General features: G+C 65.4%; 14 protein-coding genes and 3 pseudogenes. 6 read left to right on the top strand and 11 right to left on the bottom strand.

From position 1 onward, the window contains the following. A pseudogene (locus M9902_RS06795) lies at positions 1–941 on the bottom strand (phosphoribosylformylglycinamidine synthase); the annotation flags it as partial. Between the two features lie 153 nt (positions 942–1,094). Then, on the bottom strand, positions 1,095–1,712 hold the full coding sequence (locus tag M9902_RS06790) for an alpha/beta fold hydrolase (protein WP_297221726.1): 618 nt from the start codon (positions 1,710–1,712) through the stop codon (positions 1,095–1,097). A gap of 45 nt (positions 1,713–1,757) precedes the next feature. Between M9902_RS06790 and M9902_RS06785 the strand changes: the two genes are divergently transcribed. After that, positions 1,758–2,930, top strand: a complete 1,173-nt coding sequence (locus tag M9902_RS06785; RefSeq protein ID WP_297221724.1) for a metallophosphoesterase — start codon at positions 1,758–1,760, stop codon at positions 2,928–2,930. Between the two features lie 6 nt (positions 2,931–2,936). Here M9902_RS06785 and M9902_RS06780 read toward each other — a convergent pair whose 3' ends face one another. The 3 genes from M9902_RS06780 to M9902_RS06770 all read right to left on the bottom strand — a co-directional run bounded on the left by M9902_RS06780 (position 2,937) and on the right by M9902_RS06770 (position 5,729). Continuing rightward, a complete protein-coding gene (locus tag M9902_RS06780; protein ID WP_297221722.1) occupies positions 2,937–3,461 on the bottom strand; it encodes a GNAT family N-acetyltransferase in 525 nt (174 codons plus the stop codon). A gap of 117 nt (positions 3,462–3,578) precedes the next feature. Next, entirely contained in the window at positions 3,579–5,339 is a 1,761-nt protein-coding gene (gene aspS, locus M9902_RS06775; RefSeq protein ID WP_297221720.1) for an aspartate--tRNA ligase, read from the bottom strand. A gap of 81 nt (positions 5,340–5,420) precedes the next feature. Next, positions 5,421–5,729 carry a zinc ribbon domain-containing protein gene (locus M9902_RS06770; protein ID WP_297221744.1) on the bottom strand — a complete coding sequence of 103 codons (309 nt, stop codon included), beginning with the start codon at positions 5,727–5,729 and terminating at the stop codon, positions 5,421–5,423. A 231-nt stretch (positions 5,730–5,960) separates the two neighbouring features. Between M9902_RS06770 and M9902_RS06765 the strand changes: the two genes are divergently transcribed. Next, positions 5,961–7,991, top strand: a complete 2,031-nt coding sequence (locus M9902_RS06765; protein WP_297221718.1) for a cation:proton antiporter — start codon at positions 5,961–5,963, stop codon at positions 7,989–7,991. Positions 7,992–8,066: 75 nt separating this feature from the next. Here the strand turns inward: M9902_RS06765 and M9902_RS12030 are convergent. The 3 genes and pseudogenes from M9902_RS12030 to M9902_RS06755 all read right to left on the bottom strand — a co-directional run. Then, positions 8,067–8,951: pseudogene (locus M9902_RS12030) on the bottom strand (ATP-binding cassette domain-containing protein); the annotation flags it as partial. 189 nt (positions 8,952–9,140) lie between these two features. Continuing rightward, positions 9,141–10,109 (bottom strand): annotated as a pseudogene (locus M9902_RS12025) (ABC-F family ATP-binding cassette domain-containing protein); the annotation flags it as partial. A 39-nt stretch (positions 10,110–10,148) separates the two neighbouring features. Continuing rightward, positions 10,149–11,786 carry an alpha/beta hydrolase-fold protein gene (locus M9902_RS06755; protein ID WP_297221714.1) on the bottom strand — a complete coding sequence of 546 codons (1,638 nt, stop codon included), beginning with the start codon at positions 11,784–11,786 and terminating at the stop codon, positions 10,149–10,151. Positions 11,787–11,904: 118 nt separating this feature from the next. Between M9902_RS06755 and ybaL the strand changes: the two genes are divergently transcribed. Both ybaL and M9902_RS06745 read left to right on the top strand, forming a co-directional pair. Beyond that, the gene (ybaL, locus tag M9902_RS06750; RefSeq protein WP_297221712.1) at positions 11,905–13,605 is read left to right on the top strand and encodes a YbaL family putative K(+) efflux transporter; all 1,701 of its coding nucleotides are present in this window, start codon (positions 11,905–11,907) and stop codon (positions 13,603–13,605) included. A 135-nt stretch (positions 13,606–13,740) separates the two neighbouring features. Beyond that, positions 13,741–15,012, top strand: coding sequence for an O-acetylhomoserine aminocarboxypropyltransferase/cysteine synthase family protein (locus M9902_RS06745; protein WP_297221710.1), 1,272 nt, complete (start codon positions 13,741–13,743; stop codon positions 15,010–15,012). 3 nt (positions 15,013–15,015) lie between these two features. Here M9902_RS06745 and M9902_RS06740 read toward each other — a convergent pair whose 3' ends face one another. Then, positions 15,016–15,786, bottom strand: a complete 771-nt coding sequence (locus tag M9902_RS06740) for a helical backbone metal receptor (RefSeq protein ID WP_297221709.1) — start codon at positions 15,784–15,786, stop codon at positions 15,016–15,018. 20 nt (positions 15,787–15,806) lie between these two features. After that, the gene (locus tag M9902_RS06735) at positions 15,807–16,448 is read right to left on the bottom strand and encodes an FHA domain-containing protein (protein WP_297170276.1); all 642 of its coding nucleotides are present in this window, start codon (positions 16,446–16,448) and stop codon (positions 15,807–15,809) included. A gap of 74 nt (positions 16,449–16,522) precedes the next feature. Here M9902_RS06735 and M9902_RS06730 point away from each other — a divergent pair, with 74 nt between their 5' ends. Next, the gene (locus tag M9902_RS06730) at positions 16,523–17,158 is read left to right on the top strand and encodes a hypothetical protein (RefSeq protein WP_297221707.1); all 636 of its coding nucleotides are present in this window, start codon (positions 16,523–16,525) and stop codon (positions 17,156–17,158) included. Positions 17,159–17,220: 62 nt separating this feature from the next. Beyond that, positions 17,221–19,638, top strand: a complete 2,418-nt coding sequence (locus M9902_RS06725; protein ID WP_297221705.1) for a serine/threonine-protein kinase — start codon at positions 17,221–17,223, stop codon at positions 19,636–19,638. 82 nt (positions 19,639–19,720) lie between these two features. Here M9902_RS06725 and clpB read toward each other — a convergent pair whose 3' ends face one another. Further along, positions 19,721–22,303, bottom strand: a complete 2,583-nt coding sequence (gene clpB / locus M9902_RS06720; protein WP_297221703.1) for an ATP-dependent chaperone ClpB — start codon at positions 22,301–22,303, stop codon at positions 19,721–19,723. Positions 22,304–22,554: the final 251 nt, after the last annotated feature.

Genomic DNA, 22,554 nt, shown 5'->3' with positions numbered 1-22,554 from the left:
GCGCCTTCATCGCGAATCTCGCCGCCAGCGCCCGTGGACGCGCCGGGAAACGGCGCGATCGCGGTCGGGTGGTTGTGGGTTTCGACCTTGATGCAGAACGCCGAATCCGTCACCGGCTCGCTGCGGTACCGCTGGCTGGCCGGATCCGGGCGCCAGCGTGAGGCGGCGTAGCCTTCCACCACGGCCGCGTTGTCGCTGTAGGCCGACAGCACGTGATCGGGCGTGCTGGCCTGGGTGTTCTTGATCATCTTGAACAGCGACAGCGGCTGCGCCTGGCCGTCGATGGTCCAGCTGGCGTTGAAGATCTTGTGCCGGCAGTGCTCGGAATTGGCCTGCGCGAACATCATCAATTCGACATCGTGGGGGTCGCGCCCCAACTCGGCATAGCGTTCGCGCAGGTAGGCGATTTCGTCGTCGGCCAGCGCCAGCCCCAGGCGCGCGTTGGCGGCTTCCAACTGCGCCAGCGGGATGACTTCAACCGCGCCGGAAGGCAGCGCAGTGAACAGCGCCGCACCGGCATCCCGGCTGTCGAGCAGGGACTGCGTCATCGGATCGATCAGGATCTTGCCCAGCGCCGCACGCAGCGCCTCCTGCTCCGGCCAGCCGCGCAGATCGACGCGGGTGCCGCGCTCGACCCGACGCACCGGCAGACCGGCCCCGCGCAGCAGCTCGGTGGCCTTGCTGGCCCAGGGCGAAAGCGTGCCCAGCCGGGGCACGATGAAGCGGGTGACGGTTTCGGGCGCGGGCGCCGCGAAGCGATCGTCCGCCTGCAGGATGCGGCACAGCGCCGCCACGCCCGGCGCGCTGCCGGGTTCGGGTTCGATCCAGTATCCGTGCCAGCTGCCGAGAATCCGCAGTTCTGGGACGAGGGTCTGCAGGCGGGCCTGCAGGCGGTCGCGGCGGAATGGCGACAGGGCAGGCGCGCCCTCGAGGGCGATCATGTCCGACTTGGCTTGGGGCGGGCCCAGATTGTAGCCGAGCCGCCTGCATCCTGCTGGATCGGCAGCACCACGGCCCTGGTCCCGGACGTCAGCCAGACGGAACCCGGCGGGCCGCATGTCACCGCTGGTCTTTTGCCGACGGGAATCAGGCACTCAGGCCAGTTCAAACCGACCATCGCGCAGGAAACTGGCGGCTTGGCGCGCGGCGGCGCGCGAGAACACCAACCCGGAATGGCTGCACGGCAGCACCACGTGGTCGGCCAGCCAGGGCAGCCGGGTCTCTGCCAGCGCCACGGTGCCGTCCGATCGCTCCTTGAACTTCGCGAACAGGCAGCCCATTCCGCGCGGCGCGATGCCGGCCACCACGCCGACTTCGGCCTCGCCACGCCACGCCGCCACCCCGGATTGCAGCAAGCCCGCGCTGCGCCCCAGCAGGGGCCGCGCCCACGGCAGGGCCGCCACCCGGCGCGCGGTCTCGCTGCCGCGCAGCGGCGAGCCGAGGCAGACCACGCGCACCACCGGCAGGTCCGGGGCCTGCTGCAAGGCCTCCAGCGCCAGCAAACCGCCGAGGCTGTGGCCGACCACGGCGTCCGCCCGCACGTCACGAATGCGCTCGATCAGCCGTGGGACGGCACCCTGCGGACCTTCCCACAGGCTGGAATAGCCGAACAGCTCGACCGCAAAGCCCTGCCCGCGCAGGCGCGCCGCCATCGGCCACAGCCAGCTCTTGGCATTCAACAATCCGTGCACGATCACGACGCGGGAGCCCATGCTGGCAGGATAATCGAACAGCTCGCCTGTCTGCTGCGACGCGGCATGAGCGCCAGCCTCCACCTCGACCCGGAACCCTGCTCGATGCGCTGCCTGCCACGCCTGCTTGGCCTGCTCCCTTTGCTGCTGGCCTTCCATTGCTTCGCGCAGGCCAGCCTTCCCGCAGCGCCTGCTGCCGCCCCGCCCGCCGTGCAGGACGATGGTCCTTACGTGTTCCGGGTCGACAACCATCGGCTGGAAGCGCTCTGGGTGTGCGCGGGCAAGCCGGTCCGGGAGGTGCTGCGCGAACGCGCCGTGACCACGGTGGCTCCGCGCTGTGGATACCCGCATCCGCTGCGCATTCCGCGCACTCTTGATGCCGATGCGCCCGCATTGGCGCCGGGCGCACGGATCATCGCGCTGTCCGACATCCACGGCCAATACGGCGTGATGCAACGGCTGCTGCGTGCCAATGGCGTGATCGACGCACAGGATCGCTGGGCGGCCGGACACGATCATCTGGTGATTGCGGGCGACGTGTTCGATCGCGGCCCGCAGGTGACGGAAGCGTTCTGGCTGCTGTTTTCACTGCAACAACAGGCCCGCGCTGCCGGCGGCGCGGTGCACTTCCTGCTCGGCAACCACGAGACGATGGAGCTATATGACGACCTGCGCTACCTGAATCCGAACTACGCCAACGTGGCCGGCCTGCTGGGACGGCCCTATCCAGCGCTCTACGGTAGCGACAGCATCCTCGGCGGCTGGCTGCGCACCCGTCCGGTCATGCTGAAACTCGGCGACACCTTGTTCCTGCACGGCGGCATCGCGCCGGAGAACATCGACCTGGTGAGGGACCTGGCCGCCACCAATGCCGCCTACGATCATTCACTGGGCACGCCAAAGGCGCAGGTCAAGGCCGACCCCGCGCTGAATCGCCTCTACAACGGCAAGACCAGCCCGATCTGGTACCGCGGCTATTTCAATGGCGCGCTGACGACCGAACAGGTGAAGGCATTGGTGGCGCAATTGGGCGTGACGCGGATCGTGGTCGGCCACACCACCATCGGCGAGGTCGCGAGTTTCCACGACGGCAAGGTGATCGCCATCGACAGCGGCATCAAGCGCGGCAAGGCCGGACAATTGCTGTTCATCGAAGGCGACCAGCTCAGCCGTGGCTTGATGGATGGCTCGCGTCAACCGTTGCCGGCGCTCACGGCGGTTCCGGACGATCCGGATTGAAACCGATCAAGCCTGCGCGGGGCGTCGGTAAATGAACTCGCGATCACGCTGCGCACCGACGATGAAGGCGTACTCGCCGGCGAATTCAAATCCGTAACGCGCGTAGAAACGCTGCGCACCGTAGTTTTCCGAATACACGGATAGCCATAGCGTGCGCGGGCCGTCGCGCAGCAGCCAAGCCAGCATCGCGTCCATCAATATGCGCCCGGCGCCGCAGTTTTGTGCATCACCGCGCAGGTACAAGCGCTTGATCTCGCCATCCTCGGCACGCACGTCGGCATGCGGCAGCCCGCACGGGCCGGCCTGCGCATAACCAATCGCGCGGCCATCGCGCTCGGCCAGCCACAGCGCATACGGCGAACCGTCGGTCAGCACCTTGGCATAGGCTGCTTCGGTGTGGCTCTCGTCGAGGAAGGCCTGCAAGTCTTCCGACGTGTACAGGTGGCCGAAGGTTTCGATGAAGGTGGTCGCGCCGAGCTCGGCGAGCGCGTCGGCGTCGACAGGAAAGGCGCGGCGGATGCTGGTCGTCATGGTGCCTCGCTAGGCCGATGCGGCATTGCTGCTCCCCGGCGCGGGCGAACATCCTGTTCGACGCGCCGCCGTGCGCCATCCATGGCGCACTTTACGCAGCAACGCCACATCGTCCCTTCAATTCTTTTCGCGGACCTGCACATGCACCTCGGCCAGCTGCGCGTCGGCGATGGGTGAGGGCGCGTCGGTCATCAGGCACTGCGCGCTGGTGGTCTTGGGGAAGGCGATCACGTCGCGGATCGAGTCGCAGCCGGCCATCAGCGCGGCGATGCGGTCGATGCCAAACGCAATACCACCGTGCGGCGGTGCGCCGTATTTCAGCGCGTCGAGCAGGAAGCCGAACTTACCGCGCTGCTCGTCCTCGCCGATGCCCAGCAGCTCGAACACCGCGCTCTGCATCTGCGAGTTGTGGATACGGATCGAACCGCCGCCGATCTCGTTGCCGTTCAGCACCATGTCGTAGCCGCGGCTGACTGCGGTTCTGGCATTGGCGCGCAGGTCGTCGATGGAATCCACTGCCGGCGCGGTGAACGGGTGATGCAGGGCCACATAGCGGTTTTCCTCGGCGTCCCACTCGAACATCGGGAAGTCGGTGACCCACAGCGGCGCCCAGCCGTCCTGCACGAGGTTGAAATCCTTGCCGGCCTTCAAGCGCACCGCGCCCATGAAGTCGGATACCTTGCTCCAGGCACCGGCACCGAAGAACACGATGTCGCCATTTTCAGCACCGACGTGCTTGAGTAGTGCGGCGAAGGCGGCTTCACTGAAGAACTTGGCGACCGGCGAATTGACCGCGCCCGCCTCGTCGAGCTTGGCGTAGGCCAGACCTTTGGCACCGAATTTCGCGGCGTGTGCAGCGTACTCGTCGATCTGTTTACGTGACAGGGTTGCGCCGCCGGGGATGCGCAGCGCGGCCACGCGTCCATCGGCATCATTGGCAGCAGCGCTGAACACGGCGAACTCGCAATCCTTGACCAGCTCGGCCACATCCACCAGCTCCAACGCGATGCGCAGGTCGGGTTTATCGGACCCGAAGCGGCGCATCGCCTCGGCATAGGGCATGCGCGGGAATTCGGCGGCCAACTCGACCCCGACCACCTCGCGGAACACATGGCGGACCATGTCCTCGGTGAGGTCCTGCACATCGCGCTCGGACACCCACGCGAACTCCATGTCGAGCTGGGTGAATTCGAGCTGGCGATCGGCGCGCAGCGCTTCATCGCGGAAGCAGCGGGCGATCTGGTAATAGCGGTCGAAGCCGGCGATCATCAGGATCTGCTTGAACAGCTGCGGGCTCTGCGGCAGCGCGTAGAACTCGCCCGGATGCATGCGTGCCGGCACCAGGAAGTCGCGCGCGCCTTCCGGGGTGGCCTTGGTCAGGATCGGCGTTTCGATGTCCTGGAACCCGCGTGCATCCAGATAGTGCCGCAGCGCCGATACGAGCTTCGTCCGCGTGCGCAGCTTGCGCTGCATGTCCGGGCTGCGCAGGTCCAGATAACGATACTTCAGGCGCACGTCTTCGCCCGGGTTCTCGTGGTGGTGGAACGGCAGCGGCTCGGCCTTGTTGAGCAGCTCGATCTTCTCGGCCACCACTTCCACCTGGCCGGTCTTGATCTTGTCGTTGACCGACTGGCGGCGGCGTACCGTGCCGGTGATGCGCAGGCAGTCCTCGTAGCCGACTTTGGCCGCGGCCGCCAACACTTCGGCATTGCCCGCAATGGCCGAAGGCTCGGCCACGATCTGCACGATGCCCTCGTGGTCGCGCAGGTCGATGAACACGATCTGGCCCATGTTGCGGGCCACGTCGGCCCAACCGCACAGGGTGACGGTTTGGCCGATCAAGTTGGCATCGATCAGACCGCAGAAATGGCTGCGCATGTGGACTCCGGAAAAGCAGGCCGGCGATCTGTCGGCGAGCCGGTCATTTTACCGAGTTGCCGCCGGAAGCGAGTAGCGCCGTCATCCGTCCGAAGCAGCGCTGGGCGCCGGACCGGTTTTCGCGGCCTTGGTTTCCGTCGCGGTCTCGACCTTGGTCCCCACCGGCCCCGAGGCATCACCCGCCAGATTGTGGCGGTGTTCCGACTTGGACTTGAAATCGGTTTCGTACCAGCCCGAACCGGCCAGGCGGAACTGCGGCGCGGTCAGCGCGCGGTGCAATTGTCCTTGCTCGCCGCAGTGCGGGCAGACATCCGGATCGGCATCCGAAAGCCGCTGCAGATGATCGAAATGATGGCCGCAGGACCGGCACGCGAACACGTAAATCGGCATGGCAACAACCCGCCTCGATCCAATCTGATGACGTCGCCCTGCATGGGGACGATGGCGGCAAAATGCAAGGGTCACCCGCTGCGACGCGGGTGTTAGCATCACGCCGCGATGGACATGGCGCTGATGCCCCTCCCGATCCAGCGCGGCAACGGTGCGCCGGCGACCCGAACGCCGACCGAACGCGCACACCCCGATGTGTCCGCCGCGCGGGCCCAACACACGGACACCTGAATGCAACCCACCATCGACCTGCTGCTAAGCCATTTCCAGCTGCCTTTGCGCAGCCCGATCCTGGTTTTTTCGCTGATCCTGTTCATCATCCTGCTGGTGCCGATCCTGATGGAGCGCCTGCGCATCCCCGGGATCATCGGCTTGATCGTGGCCGGCATCCTGATCGGCCCCAATGGCTTCAACCTGCTTGGCACCAGCTTGTTCGTCAACGTCTTTTCGACGATCGGCCTGCTCTACATCATGTTTCTGGCCGGTGCCGAGCTGAACCTGATCGAATTCGCGGCCAATCGCAACAAGAGCTTCGTGTTCGGATTCCTGACCTTCGCCATCCCCCTTGGCATCGGTTTTCCCGTATGCCACTACCTGCTCGGCTTCGACGTCCAAGCAAGCCTGCTGGTGGCGAGCATCTTCGGCACCCACACCCTGGTGACCTATCCGATCGCCGGGCGCCACGGCGTCACCAAGGACGTCAGCGTACCCATCACCGTCGGCGGCACCATCATCACCGACACCGCTGTCCTTGTCCTGCTGGCGGTGCTCATGGGGGGCAACAAGGGCACGATCAACGGCGAATTCTGGACCCGCCTCGGCATTTCGCTGGCGCTGTTTTCCGCCTTCATGTTCCTGCTGGTGCCGCGCATCGCGAACTGGTTTTTCCAGAAATTCGAAAAGCAGAAATACGCGCACTACATCTTCATCCTGGCGGTCATGTTCTTTTCGGCATTCCTCGCTGAAATCGCCGGATTGGAAGGCATCATCGGCGCGTTTGCCGCAGGTCTTGCCCTGAACAAGCTGATTCCGAATTCGTCGGCGCTGATGAACCGCACCGAATTCGTCGGCAATTCGCTGTTCATCCCGTTCTTCCTGATCAGCGTCGGCATGATCGTCGACGTGCGGGTCATCTTCGGCGGCTTTTCCGCGATTCTCATCGCCATCGCCATCACGCTCGTCGCCGTGGTCGGGAAATACCTGGCCGCCTGGCTCACCCAACTGGTATTTCGCTTCAGTCGTGCGCAGCGGCAGCTGATCTTCGGCCTGAGCTCGGCCCACGCGGCTGCCACGTTGGCGGTGGTCATGGTGGGCTACCGCGCCGGCATCGTCGATGACGCCATCCTCAACGGCATCATCGTCATCATCCTCGCCTCTTGCATCATCGCCTCCTTCGTCACCGAACGCGCCGCAGCGGAAATCGCCAGGACCCTGGAACAGCAGCCCGACCCGGCCGTCTCCCGCGAGCTCGACATGGAGCAGATCCTGGTGCCGGTCTCGGACGTGTCGCGTGCCGACCAGGCGCTGCAACTGGCCATCCTGATCAAGGATCGCAAGTCGACCCATCCGATCGTGGTACTGAACGTCGTGTCCAACTCGGAACGCGCCGAAGCGGAGGTCGCAACGGCACGCAAGGCGCTGGAAAGCGTCATCTCCGAAGCCTCTGCCGCCGAGGTGGACGTCAGGGTGAAGGCCACCATCGCCGTCAATCCTGCTCGCGGCATTGCCCGCATGGCCAAGGAGACCGCCACCGACCTGATCATCCTGAATCTGCCGCGCAGCGACGCTGCCATTCACACCCTGGTGAAAGAAGGCTACGAGAGCACCCTGCACCACTCCGACAAAACCGTTTTCGTCTGCGATTTCGAGCAGCCCATCGGCAACCACGACGGCCTGCTCGTGATCGCGCCGCCGCATGCCGAGCAGGAAGAGGGCTTTCCGATCTGGGTCGAAAAACTCCTGCGGCTTGCCACCGAACTGTCCGCCTCCATCCGCCTGTTCTGCACCCCGGCGACCCACGAAGCGCTCACCCTCATCGCCAAGGCCGAGGGCATCAAGATCGAGATCGCGTTCACCGCTTTCGACGATTGGGAAGATTTCTTCATCGTGTTCCGATCGCTGCGTGATTCCGAGCTGATCGTGCTGGTGTCGGCGCGAAAACACGCCGCTTCGTTCAACCCGTATCTGTTGCACCTGCCGGTCAAGCTCGAGAAACACTTCCGCAGTTCGAGCAAGATCCTCATCTATCCGCAAGATAGCTGACGGGTCCGCGCGACAATCACGGCGACCGTGGTTGATGCGCTGCTGAACTGTCCGGGACGCCCAGCCGTACCGCGTCTAGCCGTACAGCGCCAGCAACTCGGCTTCTGCGGCATCCAGCTCACTGCGTAGCTGCATCTGCTGGCGGCCAAGGTCGGCGACTTTGCCCGCATCGGAAAAGACCGCCGGATCGACCATCAGCGCGTTGCATTCGGCCAGCTTTTCCTCCAGCCGCGCGACCCGGGCCTCGGCCTTCTGCAGTTTGTGCGGATTGATCCTGGTCTTGCCCGCAGTAGCCGCCGGCACGGACACGGGCGTGGTCACGCTGGGCTCGCGCTTGGGCGCCGGCGTCTTTGGAGTGTCGCTGCCCGGCCGCGAGCGCAGCCAGGCCGCGTATTCGTCCAGATCGCCATCGAAGGGCTCAACCTTGCCGCCGGCCACGCGCCAATAGCTGTCGCAGACCAGGCCGATCAGATGGCGGTCGTGACTGACCATCACGATGGCGCCATCGAAATCACTCAGGGCTTCGGCCAGCGCTTCGCGCATGTCCAGATCGAGGTGGTTGGTGGGTTCGTCGAGCAGCAGCACATTCGGACGACGGTAGGCGATCAGCGCCAAGGCCAGCCGCGCCTTCTCGCCGCCGCTGAAGGTGTCGATGACCTCGAATGCACGGTCGCCGGGAAAGTTCCACTTGCCGAGAAAATCGCGCAGCACCTGGTTGGGCGCATCGGCGTCGAGCTTGCGCAGGTGATCCAGCGGAGTGGTGCCGAATACCAGCGATTCCACCGTGTGCTGGGCGAAGTAGCCGATGCGCAGGTCCGGGTGCGCCTTGCGTTCGCCGGACATTGGCGCCAATTCGCCAACCAGGGTTTTCACCAGGGTCGATTTGCCCGCGCCATTCGGGCCGAGCAGGCCGATGCGGTCGCCGGCTTCGAGGGCGAAGCTGGCGTTGTGGAGGATGACGGTGCCATTTCCTTCTCTCTTCGGAAGAAGGCGGCGCGCAGCGCCGGATGAGGGTACGTCGGCAGCTGCAATAGTCTCGCTCGCCGAACCCTCACCCCTGCCCCTCTCCCGGAGGGAGAGGGGTGTGTCATCCGCAATCGTTCTGCGCCGCACATCCTCGCTGCCGCTTGATTCCTTGTGAAAGAGGGGCGGATAACCGCAATCCACCTCGTGCAGCGACAGCAAGGAATTCGGCAGCTTCAGCGGCTCCGGCAAGGAAATATGCAAGGCGCGCTCGGCGCGCACCGCTTCGGTGCCGGCCAGCTTGGCCAGCCGCTTGATTCTGGACTGCGCCTGCCGTGCCTTGCTGGCCTTGGCCTTGAAGCGGTCGATGAAGCTTTGCAGGTGGGCGCGTTCGGCCTGCTCCTTCTCGTGCGCGATCTGCTGCTGGCGCAAGTGCTCGGCGCGCTGGCGCTCGAAGTCGGTGTAGTTGCCGGAATACAGCTTCGCGCTGCCCTCGTGCAGGTGCAGGATGTGGGTCGTCACGTTGTCGAGGAATTCGCGGTCGTGCGAAATCACCAGCAAGGTGCCGTCGTAGCGCTTCAGCCATTCTTCCAGCCACACCACCGCATCCAGATCCAGGTGGTTGGTGGGTTCATCGAGCAGCAGCAGGTCCGATGGCGTCATCAGCGCGCGTGCCACGTTCAGACGCACCCGCCAGCCGCCGGAAAAATCCGCGACCGGCTTTTCATGCGTCTCCGCCGGAAAGCCCAGCCCGTGCAGCAGGCGGCCGGCACGCGCGGTGCCGTCGTAGCCGTTCACTTCCTCCAGCCGGTGATGCGCCTGCGCCACCGCTTCCCAATCTTCATTGGCGAAGGCATTGGCTTCCATCTGGATGGCTTCATGCACGGCGGCATCACCGGAGAGCACGAAATCGATCGCCGGATTCGGCAGGTGCGGGGTTTCCTGCGCCACACTGGCGATCCGCGCCTTGCCGGGCAAGTCCAGATCGCCCTTGTCGGGTTCGATCTCACCCATCAGGGCAGCAAACAACGAAGATTTGCCCGCACCATTGCGGCCAATCACGCCCACCCGCCAGCCGGCGTGCAGGGTCAGGTCGACGTCGGACAGCAGCAGGCGTTCGCCGCGCCGCAGGGCGAAATTGCGGAAGGAAATCATCCCGCAAATTTTAACCCGTGGTCGGCTCCCGTCGCCGGTTCAGTGCCCGGGTTCGAGTTCGAGCTTTGGCAGGTTGGCCGGCATCACTGCCTCCGGCCTAGCGGTCTTGTACATCTCCCAGGCGATGATACGGGTCAGCGCACGCCGATCTTCGCCCACGGTCCCGAGGTCGAAATGGCTGCGCCCGGGAACGAAACGGAAGCCGGTTTTCGCCCCGACCGTGCGCATCGCCGCTTCCAGCCGGCGTGCGCCACCATCAAGATAAAAGGTGTCCGCGGTGCCGATGATCAGGTGGATCTTGCCGTCCAGATCCGGCTTCAGGGTGTTCCAGTCGCGGGTGATGATGTGCGAAATGTCGTAGTGGTCACGCCAGTAGCTGGCCACCGCCGGGTCCACCGCGCCGGTGCGGCGATCGAACAGCGGCATCGGCCGGCCGTCAGCGCCGCGCGGCGAGAACACCCATTCGAACGAAGCCATCTGCCCGCCGTAAGGGCCGGTCACGGCTTCGATCTTCGCGAACTGCTCGAAGCTCGCCACCACCTTGCCGTTCATGCGCACCAGCGGAATTGTGGTGCCGTCGGCACGTCGATAGACATTGGCGTTCGGCGCGTACAGGTCGGCGCCGGTGAAGTCACGGAAGTCGCCGGAGTCCGGCGCGGTCGGCCAACTGCCGCCAAACAGTTTCGGGTAGCGCACCTGCAGCCACAGCGCCGCCCAGCCGCCGGAGGAATGACCGGTGACGAAGCGCGACGCCGCAGTTCCGTCGGTGCGGTAGTCGCGGTCAATCCTTGGAATCAGCTCCTCGGTCAGCGCCGCCCCCCAAGGTCCGTTGTTGACCGAATCGGCAAACTCGTGGGTGCCGGTGGCGCTGGATTCATCCAGCATCACCCAGATCATCGGCGGCAAGCCGCCCTTCGCCATGCCGTTCCAATAGCTGACCGCGGTGTGGAACGCATGGCGAATATCACCGCCAAATCCATGGGTCCAGTAGACCACCGGATAGCGCGCATTGCTCGTCTCGTATCCGGGCGGCAGCACCACCCAGCCGCGCATGTGGATCGGACGCCCCCAGAACGCGCTCAGTTTGCCGCTCACTTGGTCGATCGCGCGCACATGGGGCTTTGCCGCCGCGTACTGCGCGCGCACCGCTTCCGGCATCTCCGCTGGCAGGTCCCACACGTCACCCGGCGCGGGCGAACGCTGGTCGAGCACCAGCAGCGGCAGCCCGCGCCCGCCGCCGAGCGTGATCTTCACCGGCTTGCTGGAGATGTCGTCGCTGCTGCCGCCGTAGTTGTTGTCGCGGGCGGTGTCGAGCACCGCCTGGATGTAATACTCACCCGCCGGCAGCGCCGACAGCGCAGTCGGATAGCTTTGCGCCGCATCATCGACCGCCAGCGGTTGCCCCGGCGCCAGCCAATCCACGTCCATGCCGATCAGGGTGCCGGTGACACCGCCGAACGGGCTCATCGCGACCGAGCGCACCACGCCGTCGCGGGCGCTTTTTTCGGCCAGTTCAGCCGGCTGCAGATTGATCAACAATCGGCCCGAGGCGCCAGTGCCAGCGGCCGGCAATTCAACCCGCAATGGCGTCGCCGCCTGGTCGGCACTGGCCTGCAGCGCCGGCAGGGCGCACAGCAAGACAACCGTCAACGCGTGGCGCAAGGAGGGCTTGGACATGACGAGCTCTGCCATGGAAAGCGTCGAGTATGGCATCGCTAGGGGCACATTTCGCCGCTGAATCGACGGCGGCCGCGGCCGGTCATGCGAAGATGGGATTCCTTGACCCGGAGCCTGCATGCCGCACAACACCTCACTCCTCGTGCTGCTGTGCCTGGGCTTCGTGGTGGCCTTCCTGCTGGGGCTGCTGGCGCAACGGCTGCGCTTGTCACCGCTGGTCGGCTATCTGCTGGCGGGGGTGATTGCCGGGCCGTTCACCCCCGGTTTCGTCGGCGACCAGACGCTGGCACCGCAGCTGGCCGAGATCGGGGTGATCCTGCTGATGTTCGGGGTGGGGCTGCATTTTTCGCTGCGTGACCTGTTCGAGGTCAAACGCACCGTCATCCCCGGCGCCTTGCTGCAGATCGCCTTCACCAGTGCGCTCGGCTGCGGGTTCGGGCTGGTGCTCGGCTGGTCGCTGATCACGGCGCTGGTGTTCGGCATCTGTCTGTCGGCCGCCAGCACGGTGGTGGTGATGCGCGCGCTGGAAGAGCGCTTGCTGATCGACAGCGCCCGCGGCCGCACCGCCATTGGCTGGCTGGTCATGCAGGACCTGGTCATGGTGCTGGTGCTGGTGCTGGTACCCGCCCTGCCGGCGCCATCGGCTGGCGGCGCGGCGCCTGGCTTGGCATCGCTGGCAGGCGCATTGGCCTGGACCCTGCTGAAGGTGGCCGCCTTCGTCGCCGTGATGTTGCTGGTCGGGCGCCGCGTGATCCCGAAGCTGCTCGAATACGTGGCCGGTCTGGGTTCGCGCGAATTGTTCACCTTGGGCGTCCTGGCGATCGCGCTGGGCGTGGCCTTCGGCGCGGCCGCCCTGTTCGACGTCAGCTTTGCATTGGGCGCGTTCTTCGCCGGCATGCTGCTCAACGAATCCGAGCTCAGCCACCGCGCGGCCGCCGACTCGCTGCCGATGCGCGACGCATTCGCGGTGCTGTTTTTCGTGTCGGTGGGGATGTTGTTCAACCCGGTGGTGTTGCTCGAGCATCCGCTGTGGCTGCTCGCCACCCTGGGCCTGATCGTGCTGGGCAACGCCGGCGCCGGTTTCGCCCTGATGAAGATGTTCGGCAACGGCAAGCGCAATGCGCTGACGCTGGCCGCCTGTTTGGCACAGATCGGCGAGTTTTCCTTCATCCTGGCCGGCCTTGGCCTCAGCCGCGGCATGCTCACGGCTGAAGTCTACGGACTGGTCCTTGGCGGGGCGCTGCTGTCCATCATCCTCAACCCATTCCTGTTTGCCTGGATCGACGCCTGGCAAAAGCGCCAGCGCGAAGGCAACTCCGCCGCGCCGGTCGCCGATCCGGAGCCCTACTCGCAGGTGCCGGCGGATTTTTCCGGACACGCCATTGTCATTGGTTATGGGCGCGTAGGGCGCGAGCTCTGCCGCCTGCTGCAGGAACGCGATATCCCGCTGGTGCTGGTGGAGACCGATCCCGACCGCGTCATCGCGGCGCGCGCCACCGGGCTGCTGACGGTCCGCGGCAACGCCGCCGCCGAACAGGTGATCGCCGCCACCCGCCCGGCCGCAGCCAATCTGGCCGTCGTTGCAATCCCGCAGGCACTGGAAGCCGGCGAGGTGATCGCCAAACTCAAGGCGATCAGTCCCGCCCTGAGCGTGCTGGCGCGCGCCCACAGCGAAGTCGAGGTCAAGCACCTGCTGGCGCACGGCGCGGATGCCGCGGTGCTGGCGGAGCGCGAGCTGGCCTATGCCCTGCGCGACATGGTGCTGGCGATGCCGCCGTGGCGGGCGCTGCGCACCCAACCCGGGGTGCAGCCGGTCTGACCGCTTTCCGCGGCATGCCGTCATGGCCGATTTTCACCAGCACGACCTGCGGCAACCGTGGCGGGCCGCGATAGAGTGGAATGGCTTGGCGCAGCCGCACCCCGGCCCGCCACCTTCCCCAACGGAATGCCCGACATGAAACGCGAAACCATTGCCATCCACGGCGGCTTTGCCGGCGATCCGCAGACCCACTCGGTGGTGGTGCCGATCTACCAGACCACCAGCTTCTATTTCGACGACACCCAGCACGGCGCCGACCTGTTCGATCTCAAGGTGCCGGGCAACATCTACACCCGCATCATGAATCCGACCACCGACGTGCTGGAGCAGCGCGTCGCCCAGCTCGAAGGCGGGCTGGCGGGGCTGGCGTTTGCCTCGGGCATGGCGGCCATCACCGCCACCGTGCAGACGCTGGCCAAGGCCGGCGAAAACATCGTCGCCACCGCGCAGGTGTACGGCGGCACCTACACCTTCTTCAAGCACACCCTGCGCGAACAGGGCGTCGAGGCGCGGCTGGTCGATGCCCGTGACCCGGAGGCGTTCGCCCGCGCCATCGACGCCAACACCCGCTTGATCTACTGCGAATCGGTCGGCAATCCGGCCGGCAACGTGGTGGACATCGCCGCATTGGCGAAGATCGCCCACGCCCACGGCCTGCCGCTGGTGGTGGACAACACCGTGCCCAGCCCCGCGCTGTGCCGGCCGATCGAACACGGCGCCGACATCGTGGTGCACGCGCTGACCAAATACCTCGGCGGCCACGGCAACAGCATCGGCGGCATCGTGATCGACTCCGGCAAGTTCCAGTGGCAGGACAATCCGCGCTTCCCGCAGTTTTCCACCCCGGAAGCGGCCTACCACGGCGTGGTCTATACCGAGGCCTTCGGCCCGGCGGCCTTCATCGCCCGCGCCCGCACCGTGGCGCTGCGCAACACCGGCGCGGCGATTTCGCCGTTCAACGCTTTCCTGATCCTGCAGGGCATCGAAACCCTGACCCTGCGCATGGAGCGCCATTGCAGCAACGCGCTGGCGATCGCCCGCTACCTCAAGAACCACCCCAAGGTGGGCTGGGTGCGCTTTGCCGGCCTGGAAGACGACCCCGACCACGCGCTGGCGCAAAAGTACATGGACGGCGGCATTCCCTCCTCGCTGTTCAACTTCGGCATCAAGGGCGACGTGGCCGCCTGCGCCCGCTTCATGGACCGGCTGCAGATCATCAAGCGGCTGGTGAATATTGGTGACGCCAAGTCGCTGGCCTGCCACCCGGCCTCGACCACCCACCGCCAACTCAACGACGAAGAACTCAAGACCGCCGGCGTGAGCAAGGACCTGGTGCGCCTGTGCATCGGCATCGAACACGTGGACGACCTGATCGCGGACATCGAACAGGCGCTGGCGGCAGTCTGAGGCTCAAACCCCGCCGGCGGCCGCAATGCATCCGCGCAGCCGGCGGTAGCCTTCCACCAGACGCGGCCCCGGCCGCCCCAGATACGCCTCGGAAATGGCGTGGATGCGTCCGTGGGCGACAGCGGGCACGCTGTCCCAGCCCTCGCGCTGGCGCACCACCTCGCTGCGATAGTTCGCTTCCTTGACTCCGCACCAACTCATCACGACCACGTCGGGCGCCGCCTCCTGCGCGGTCGCATGCTCCATCGGCAGGCTCTTGGCATCCACCTGCGCCCACGGATTACTGCCACCGGCACGCCGGATGATGTCGGTCACCCACGACTGCCGCGCCGGGGCGATGACGGGCTTGGGCCACCACTCCACCAACACCTTCGGGCGCGGGCCGACAGCGTCCACCGCCGGCATCGCCGCCTCCATCTGCGCCACCAGCGCGTGGCCGCGTTCCGGCACGCCCAAGGCATCCGCGATTTCGAGGATGTTGGCGTACACGTCGGCCAGCGAACGTGGATCGCAGACCAGCACCCGCAAGCCCGCCGCGCGCAGCGCCCCCACCACCTGCTCATGCCCCGGCACGGTCAGCGAGGTCAACACCAAGTCTGGCGTCAGTGCCAGCACCGCATCGATATCCAGATCCAGATCGCGCCCGGTCTTGGGCAGCGCAGCCACCATCTCGGGCGGATAGTCGGAATCGGCGTCCACACCTACCAGCATCGACGCACAACCCAACGCGCAGACGATTTCGGTGTTGGAACAGGTGTGGGAAAAAATGCGCATCCGTCAAACTTCAGGTTCGATCACTGCGGCATTCCGAACGCCGTGATGGTCGCCGTCTCGCCCGTGGTTTCCATTCGCAGCTCCGGCCCGGCATCGTACAACCGCACGCTGGCCGAAGCCGGAAGCGGCGCGCGTTGCACCAGTTCGCCGTCCAGCCGGGTGCCGTTGCGACTGCCCGGATCCACCAGCCACCAGCGGCCCTGCTCATGGCGGACTTCGACGTGCCGACGGCTGATGTGCGGATCGTCCAGAATCAATTCGCAGGGCGCTTCGCGGCCGATGGCAAAATCGCGGAAGAAGCTGCGCTCGTGTTCGCCCCCGGCGTCCTTCCAGCGCACGCGCACGCCGGCACCGACAAACGCCACCGTGGTATTGCCGTCCTGCGCCGCCGCCGGTATCTCCGACACTCCGGTATCGCGCACGATGCCGCGCGTGGTGATCTCGTACAGCCAGGCCAGCACCGCCACCACCGGCAAACCCAGCGCGGCGCAGATGATGAAGGCGCGCACCGTCCAGCCCGGTGCACCGAAGGCCGGCAGCAGATCGGTGGCAGCCAGCGAGGCGCCCCAGGCAATGACGGCATAGGCGGCCACCGCCTTGAACACGCCACGGCGCTTGAACTCACCGATCAGCAATCCGATACGCTTGACCTGTCCTGGCATCCCGACGCGCCTGCAAACTCCGTCCGCGAAAACGCTAACACAGCATGGCTCGATTCCCTGACACGCAGTGGAGCATGATTCGCCGCAGTGGTGAAAGTCCCTCTGCGCGCCATACGGCGTTCTCCGACCTTGCGGGCGCCTACCGCCCGGCCATCCTCGCATTTTTCCGCGCCCGATTGCCCCCCGAGGATGCCGAGGACGCCACCCAATCCTTCCTAGCCGCCAGCTTCGAACACCGCTGGTGGGCGCGCGCCGACGCCCGCATCGGCAGCTTTCGAGGGTTCCTGTTGGTGCTGCTGCGGCGGCATTTGGGCCACCTGTACGCTGCCCGCGACCCAACCGAGCCGCTGGCGGATGCCGATCTGCTGGCCGACCCCGCCCCGGACGCCGAGCGCCAATTCGACGCCCGTTTCCTGCTGCTGCTTACCGGCAAGGCGCTGGACGGTCTGCGCCTGCGCTATCGCCAGCAAGGCCGGGAAGCGCTGTTCGACGGCCTGTTGCCGCTGTTGGCCACCCCGCCCGCGCACGGGGAGTTGCAGCACATCGCCACCCGGCTCGGGCTGCGGCCCAATACCCTGACGGTGGAACGCAGCCGCCTGCGCGAACGGCTGCGCATCGCCCTGCGCGAGGAACTGCGACAGCTGTGCGCGGACGAAGCCGCGCTCGACACCGAATGGGACGAACTGCAAGCCACGCTGGGAGCCGGATAGCCGGCTGTCACATTTGCCACACCCTGCGTAATTCCATGGAAACAGCCCAAGGACGCTGCGCCATGACCCACTCCGAACAAACCCGCGCCGCCCCGAACCCGTCCGACTCGGTGCTCTACACCCTGGCCCGCACCGCGATGGCGGCCGATGTCGCCACCGGGGAAACCACTTGGCCACGGCTGGACCTGAACGACCCCGCCCAGCGCGAATTCGGCGACTACGAGTTGTTGGAAGAAATCGGTCGCGGCGGCATGGGCGTGGTCTATCGCGCCCACCAGCGCAGCCTGGACCGCGAAGTGGCAATCAAGTTCATCGCCGCTGGCATCGCCGACAGCTTCAACGTTGCCCGCTTCCTTGCCGAGGCGCGCGCGGCGGCCAAGCTGATGCACCCCAATATCGTGCCGGTGCATGAAGTCGATTCACTCGACGGCCTGCACTATTTCTCGATGCCACTGGTGCGCGGCGATTCGCTGGCGACGCGACTTGAATCCGGGCCGCTGGCATCCGCAGTCGCCACCGCGCTGCTTTTGAAGATATGCGATGCGATCGATTACGCGCATCGTCTTGGCCTGCTGCATCTGGACCTGAAGCCGGCGAACATCCTGCTGGACGAACGCAACGAACCGCTGATCGCCGACTTCGGCCTGGCCCGACACATGGACGCCAAGGGCGGCGTGGACGCGCAGGAAGTCTCAGGCACACCTGCCTTCATGGCGCCGGAACAGATCCTCATCAAGCAATACCGGCTCACGTCCGCCACCGACATCTACGCGCTCGGCGCGATCCTCTACCGTTGCCTGACCGGCGTGTCGCCGCACGGCGAAGGCAAGCCCGACGACGTGATCCGCCGCGCCGCCGCCGGCCGCGTGCGCCCACCGCGCGAACTCAATCCGGCGATCCCGCGCGACCTCGACGCGATCTGCATGAAGTGCCTGGAACTGCAACCGTCCGACCGCTATGCCAGCGTCACCGCACTGGCCGACGACCTGCGCCGCGTGCGCGATGGGCTGCCGGTGAGCGTGCGACGGGCCGGCCTGGCCGAACGCGCACAGCGTTGGTTCAAGCGTGAGCCGAAGCTGGCGTTTGCGTCGAGCGCGGCGGCATTGGCCTTGCTGATTGGCGCCACTGCCACATCGTGGCAATGGCGCGAAGCCAGTGCGCAACGCGATGTCGCCGTGGCGCAGCGCAACTTCGCCAACGCCGCACGCAAGGACGCCGAACAGCAGCGCGATCTGGCACAAGGGATAGCGGAACTTGGCGCATGGCTATACACGCAATCCGCGCTGGCCGATGCCAATGCCAGCGCAAACAGGCCACGTCAGGAAGACAAGAGCATCGGTGAACGCATGCTGGCATGGCTGGACAAGCGCTACCCTGACGACGAGCATCATCAAGAGCAGGTTCTGACCGCTTTCGCAAACGGCCTTTACTCACACGGCGACGGATTCGGCGTTGAAACGCTTCTGCTGCCCGTGGTTGGCGTGATGGGCAATGCCTACCGCGACCAGATGATTACGGCACTGGTCGCGGGCACAGAACCCAATCGCTATCTGTTGGCTGCGCAGCTGGCTTTGAACACTGAACAAATAGCGGCCCGCATGAGCGGCGAGGACGCTTCACCGACTGCTGATGAGCCGAGCAGATTTTCCGGTCTGCTGGATCAGGCCATCAAAGCTCAGCCGGACAGTTCCGCTGTCTGGGAGTTCGCTGCAGTCAACTGCGCCAGCGGCTATGTCCACTGCCGCCCCGACGCCACAAGAAACCTCGTCCGCCTTGACCGAGACAATGCATTCCCCTGGTTGTTGAGGATGATGGAATCCGAAGGCGGCGAGGCCCGCACAGCCCTGCACGAAGCGGCGCGCGCTACCGTTTTCAGAGACAATTTCAACGCCGACCTTGCTCGCTACATCGAAGCAGTCAAGAAAGCACAGGTCCCTGCACCGGAACTGCTGGCCGGACCTGCGCGTGCATTGTTTCCAAAACTGCCCCCTGAGCTTGCCATCGCAGCCGTGGAGTCCAGCGGTACCCGACTGACAGCATGGCAGGTCTTCCACCAGAGATGTAACCCGGCAACCGGCTATTTCAAAGACAACTCGGCCTACGCGGACTGCAAAACCGTCGGGTTGATGATGATGAGAGCCAAGGTCGACCTGCTGGCGCGAATGTTCGGCTCCAACGTGGTCCGCCGGCTTTCAAGAGGGACACCGCTGGAGCAGGAGGCAATCGAACTACGCCGCCGCTATGCATACACGCTCGAAACCAGCCACCGGCTCAGCCCGAACCAGCTTCGCGACTACCCGTTCCTGAAGTTGTATGAAGATCAAATCCGGCTGGGCGAACTTGAGGCTTTGGAACAGCGTCTGGCGCACTACGGCCTGCCCAGCCGCCCACCCAGGGACTGGCAACCCCAAGATCCCTGCATTCTTGGATTGGGGGAAGACCAAACCGCTTGTCGCACCAAGCATCCAAGACCCCAATGACCGAGGCCATTTTGCATGCGGCGAAGCAAACGATTGAGCGACCAATCAAACGTGGCGCACCCGTCGCCACCATGAACCCGCATCACGTCGCAAACACCAGCTTCCCGCCCTCGGCCTCCACCTTCACCACATCGCCATTGCCAAACCGTCCTGCCAGGATTTCCTGCGCCAGCGGGTTTTCCAATTGCTGCTGGATCGCGCGTTTCAGCGGTCGTGCGCCGTAGACCGGGTCGAAGCCGACATTGCCGAGCAGGTCGAAGGCGGCATCGCTGACCTCCAGCTTCAGGCCGCGTTCGGCCAGGCGCTTTTCCAAACCGCGCAACTGGATCCGGGCGATCTGCTTGATCTGCACCTTGTTCAGCGGATGGAACACCACCAGGTCGTCGAGCCGGTTGATGAACTCGGGGCGGAAGTGCGCCTGCACCACGCCCATCACCGCCGCTTTCATTTGCACATAGGCTTCGGCTGAGTCATCACCGGCCAGCTCCTGGATCTGGTGGCTGCCGAGGTTGCTGGTCATCACGATCACGGTGTTGCGGAAATCCACGGTGCGGCCCTGGCCATCGGTCAGGCGGCCATCGTCGAGCACTTGCAGCAGGATGTTGAACACGTCCGGATGCGCCTTCTCGACCTCGTCCAGCAGGATCACGCTGTACGGGCGCCGGCGCACGGCTTCGGTGAGGTAGCCGCCTTCCTCATAGCCGACATAGCCCGGCGGCGCGCCGATCATGCGGCTGACCGCGTGCTTCTCCATGAACTCGCTCATGTCGATGCGCACCATCGCGTCTTGCGAGTCGAACAAAAACTCCGCCAGCGCCTTGCACAGCTCGGTCTTGCCGACGCCGGTGAGGCCGAGGAACAGGAACGAGCCGGACGGGCGGTTGGGATCGGACAGTCCGGCGCGCGAACGCCGCACGGCATCGGACACGACCTTGATCGCTTCCTCCTGCCCGACCACGCGGGTATGCAGGGCCGCTTCCATCTGCAGCAGTTTTTCGCGCTCGCCTTCCAGCATCTTGGACACCGGGATGCCGGTCCAGCGCGCCACCACCTGCGCGATTTCCTCTGCCGTCACCTTGTCCTGCAGCAGGGTGAAGCCTTTGGTTTCGGCCTCCTGCGCGGCCAGCATCTGCTTTTCCAGCGCCGGGATGCGTCCGTATTGAATTTCGCTCATCTTGGCGAAGTCCTGCTTGCGCTGCGCGGCTTCCAGTTCGAGCTTGGCGGCCTCGATCTGTTCCTTGATCCTGGTCGCGCCTTGCAGCGTCGCCTTTTCGGCTTTCCAGATTTCTTCCAGATCGCTGTACTCGCGTTCGAGCACGTCGATCTCGGCCTCCAGATCGGCCAGGCGCTGTTTCGATTCCTTGTCCTTTTCCTTCTTCAGGGCCTCGCGCTGGATCTTGAGCTGGATCAGCCGACGCTCCTTGCGGTCGAGCTCTTCCGGTTTGGAATCGATCTCCATGCGGATGCGCGAAGCCGCTTCGTCCATCAAGTCGATCGCCTTGTCCGGCAGTTGCCGGTCGGCGATGTAGCGATTGCTCAAGGTCGCGGCGGCCACGATTGCCGGGTCGGTGATCTCCACCCCGTGGTGCACGGCGTAGCGTTCCTTCAGGCCGCGCAGGATGGCAATGGTGTCTTCCACCGTCGGCTCACCGACGAACACCTTCTGGAAGCGGCGTTCCAGCGCGGCGTCCTTTTCGATGTACTTGCGGTATTCGTCCAGCGTGGTCGCGCCGATGCAGTGCAGCTCACCGCGCGCCAGCGCCGGCTTGAGCATGTTGCCGGCATCCATCGCGCCATCGGCCTTGCCGGCGCCTACCATGGTGTGCAGCTCATCGATGAACAGGATGATCTGGCCTTCATTCTTGGCAAGATCATTCAGCACCGCTTTCAGGCGCTCTTCGAACTCGCCGCGGAATTTCGCCCCGGCGATCAGCGCCCCCATGTCCAGACTCAGCAGGCGCTTGCCGCGCAGGCCTTCCGGCACTTCGTTGTTGATGATGCGCTGGGCCAGACCTTCGGCAATCGCGGTCTTGCCCACGCCGGGCTCGCCGATCAGCACCGGATTGTTCTTGGTGCGGCGCTGCAAGACTTGAATCGTGCGACGGATTTCCTCATCGCGGCCCACCACCGGATCGAGCTTGCCGGATTCGGCGCGAGCGGTCAGGTCGATGGTGTATTTTTCCAGCGCCTGTCGCGACTCCTCGGCGTTCTCGTCCTGCACCGACTCGCCGCCGCGCAGTTTGTCGATCGCCGCCTCCAGCGCAGGACGCTGCGCACCGCTGGATTTCAGCGCCTTGCCGGCGTCACCGCCATCGTCCAGCGCCGCCAGCAGGAACAACTCGCTGGCGATATAGGCATCACCGCGCTGCTGCGCCAGTTTGTCGGTCACGTTCAGCAGCCGGATCAGGTCGTTCCCGGCCTGCACATTGCCGGCCTGCCCGGTCACCTTGGGCAGCTTGTCCAGCAGCTCGGTCAGCCGCTCGCGCAGCACCGGCACGTTGACCCCGGCCTGCGCCAGCAACGGGCGGGTGCCGCCGCCCTGTTGGTCGATCAGAGCCAGGAGCAAATGACTGGGCTCGATGAAATTGTGGTCGCGGCCTACCGCCAGCGACTGCGCGTCGCTGAGGGCCTGCTGGAAGCGCGAGGTGAGTTTGTCCATGCGCATGGCGGGATACTCCGAATCGGAGCCGGCGATCGCGCCGGCAATGTCCTGAAAATGCGGTCAAATCGCGCCGTTCCAAGGGGCGCAGGCGGTATCCGTTCATTTCCGATGTCCGCTTTCAACCCGATTGGTCGTGTACTTCGGTACAGTCCGTTTGCCTTACTGCGCAGGGATCACCGTGCCCCATCCTCGTATTGCCGCTACAGTGCTCCTGCTGCTCGCAGGCTGCACCGCCGCGAATTCACCTGCGCCCA

Source organism: Thermomonas sp. (assembly GCF_023953935.1).
Taxonomy (GTDB): Bacteria; Pseudomonadota; Gammaproteobacteria; order Xanthomonadales; family Xanthomonadaceae; genus Thermomonas.
This window is presented reverse-complemented; position numbering and strand designations above follow the sequence as displayed.

Coding starts and splice junctions, on each gene's coding strand:
- M9902_RS06755 (WP_297221714.1), bottom strand. CDS start 11,786: ATGTCCAAGCCCTCCTTGCGCCACGCGTTGACGGTTGTCTTGCTGTGC.
- ybaL (WP_297221712.1), top strand. CDS start 11,905: ATGCCGCACAACACCTCACTCCTCGTGCTGCTGTGCCTGGGCTTCGTG.
- clpB (WP_297221703.1), bottom strand. CDS start 22,303: ATGCGCATGGACAAACTCACCTCGCGCTTCCAGCAGGCCCTCAGCGAC.
- M9902_RS06765 (WP_297221718.1), top strand. CDS start 5,961: ATGCAACCCACCATCGACCTGCTGCTAAGCCATTTCCAGCTGCCTTTG.
- M9902_RS06730 (WP_297221707.1), top strand. CDS start 16,523: ATGATTCGCCGCAGTGGTGAAAGTCCCTCTGCGCGCCATACGGCGTTC.
- M9902_RS06770 (WP_297221744.1), bottom strand. CDS start 5,729: ATGCCGATTTACGTGTTCGCGTGCCGGTCCTGCGGCCATCATTTCGAT.
- aspS (WP_297221720.1), bottom strand. CDS start 5,339: ATGCGCAGCCATTTCTGCGGTCTGATCGATGCCAACTTGATCGGCCAA.
- M9902_RS06735 (WP_297170276.1), bottom strand. CDS start 16,448: ATGCCAGGACAGGTCAAGCGTATCGGATTGCTGATCGGTGAGTTCAAG.
- M9902_RS06740 (WP_297221709.1), bottom strand. CDS start 15,786: ATGCGCATTTTTTCCCACACCTGTTCCAACACCGAAATCGTCTGCGCG.
- M9902_RS06790 (WP_297221726.1), bottom strand. CDS start 1,712: ATGGGCTCCCGCGTCGTGATCGTGCACGGATTGTTGAATGCCAAGAGC.
- M9902_RS06725 (WP_297221705.1), top strand. CDS start 17,221: ATGACCCACTCCGAACAAACCCGCGCCGCCCCGAACCCGTCCGACTCG.
- M9902_RS06785 (WP_297221724.1), top strand. CDS start 1,758: ATGAGCGCCAGCCTCCACCTCGACCCGGAACCCTGCTCGATGCGCTGC.
- M9902_RS06745 (WP_297221710.1), top strand. CDS start 13,741: ATGAAACGCGAAACCATTGCCATCCACGGCGGCTTTGCCGGCGATCCG.
- M9902_RS06780 (WP_297221722.1), bottom strand. CDS start 3,461: ATGACGACCAGCATCCGCCGCGCCTTTCCTGTCGACGCCGACGCGCTC.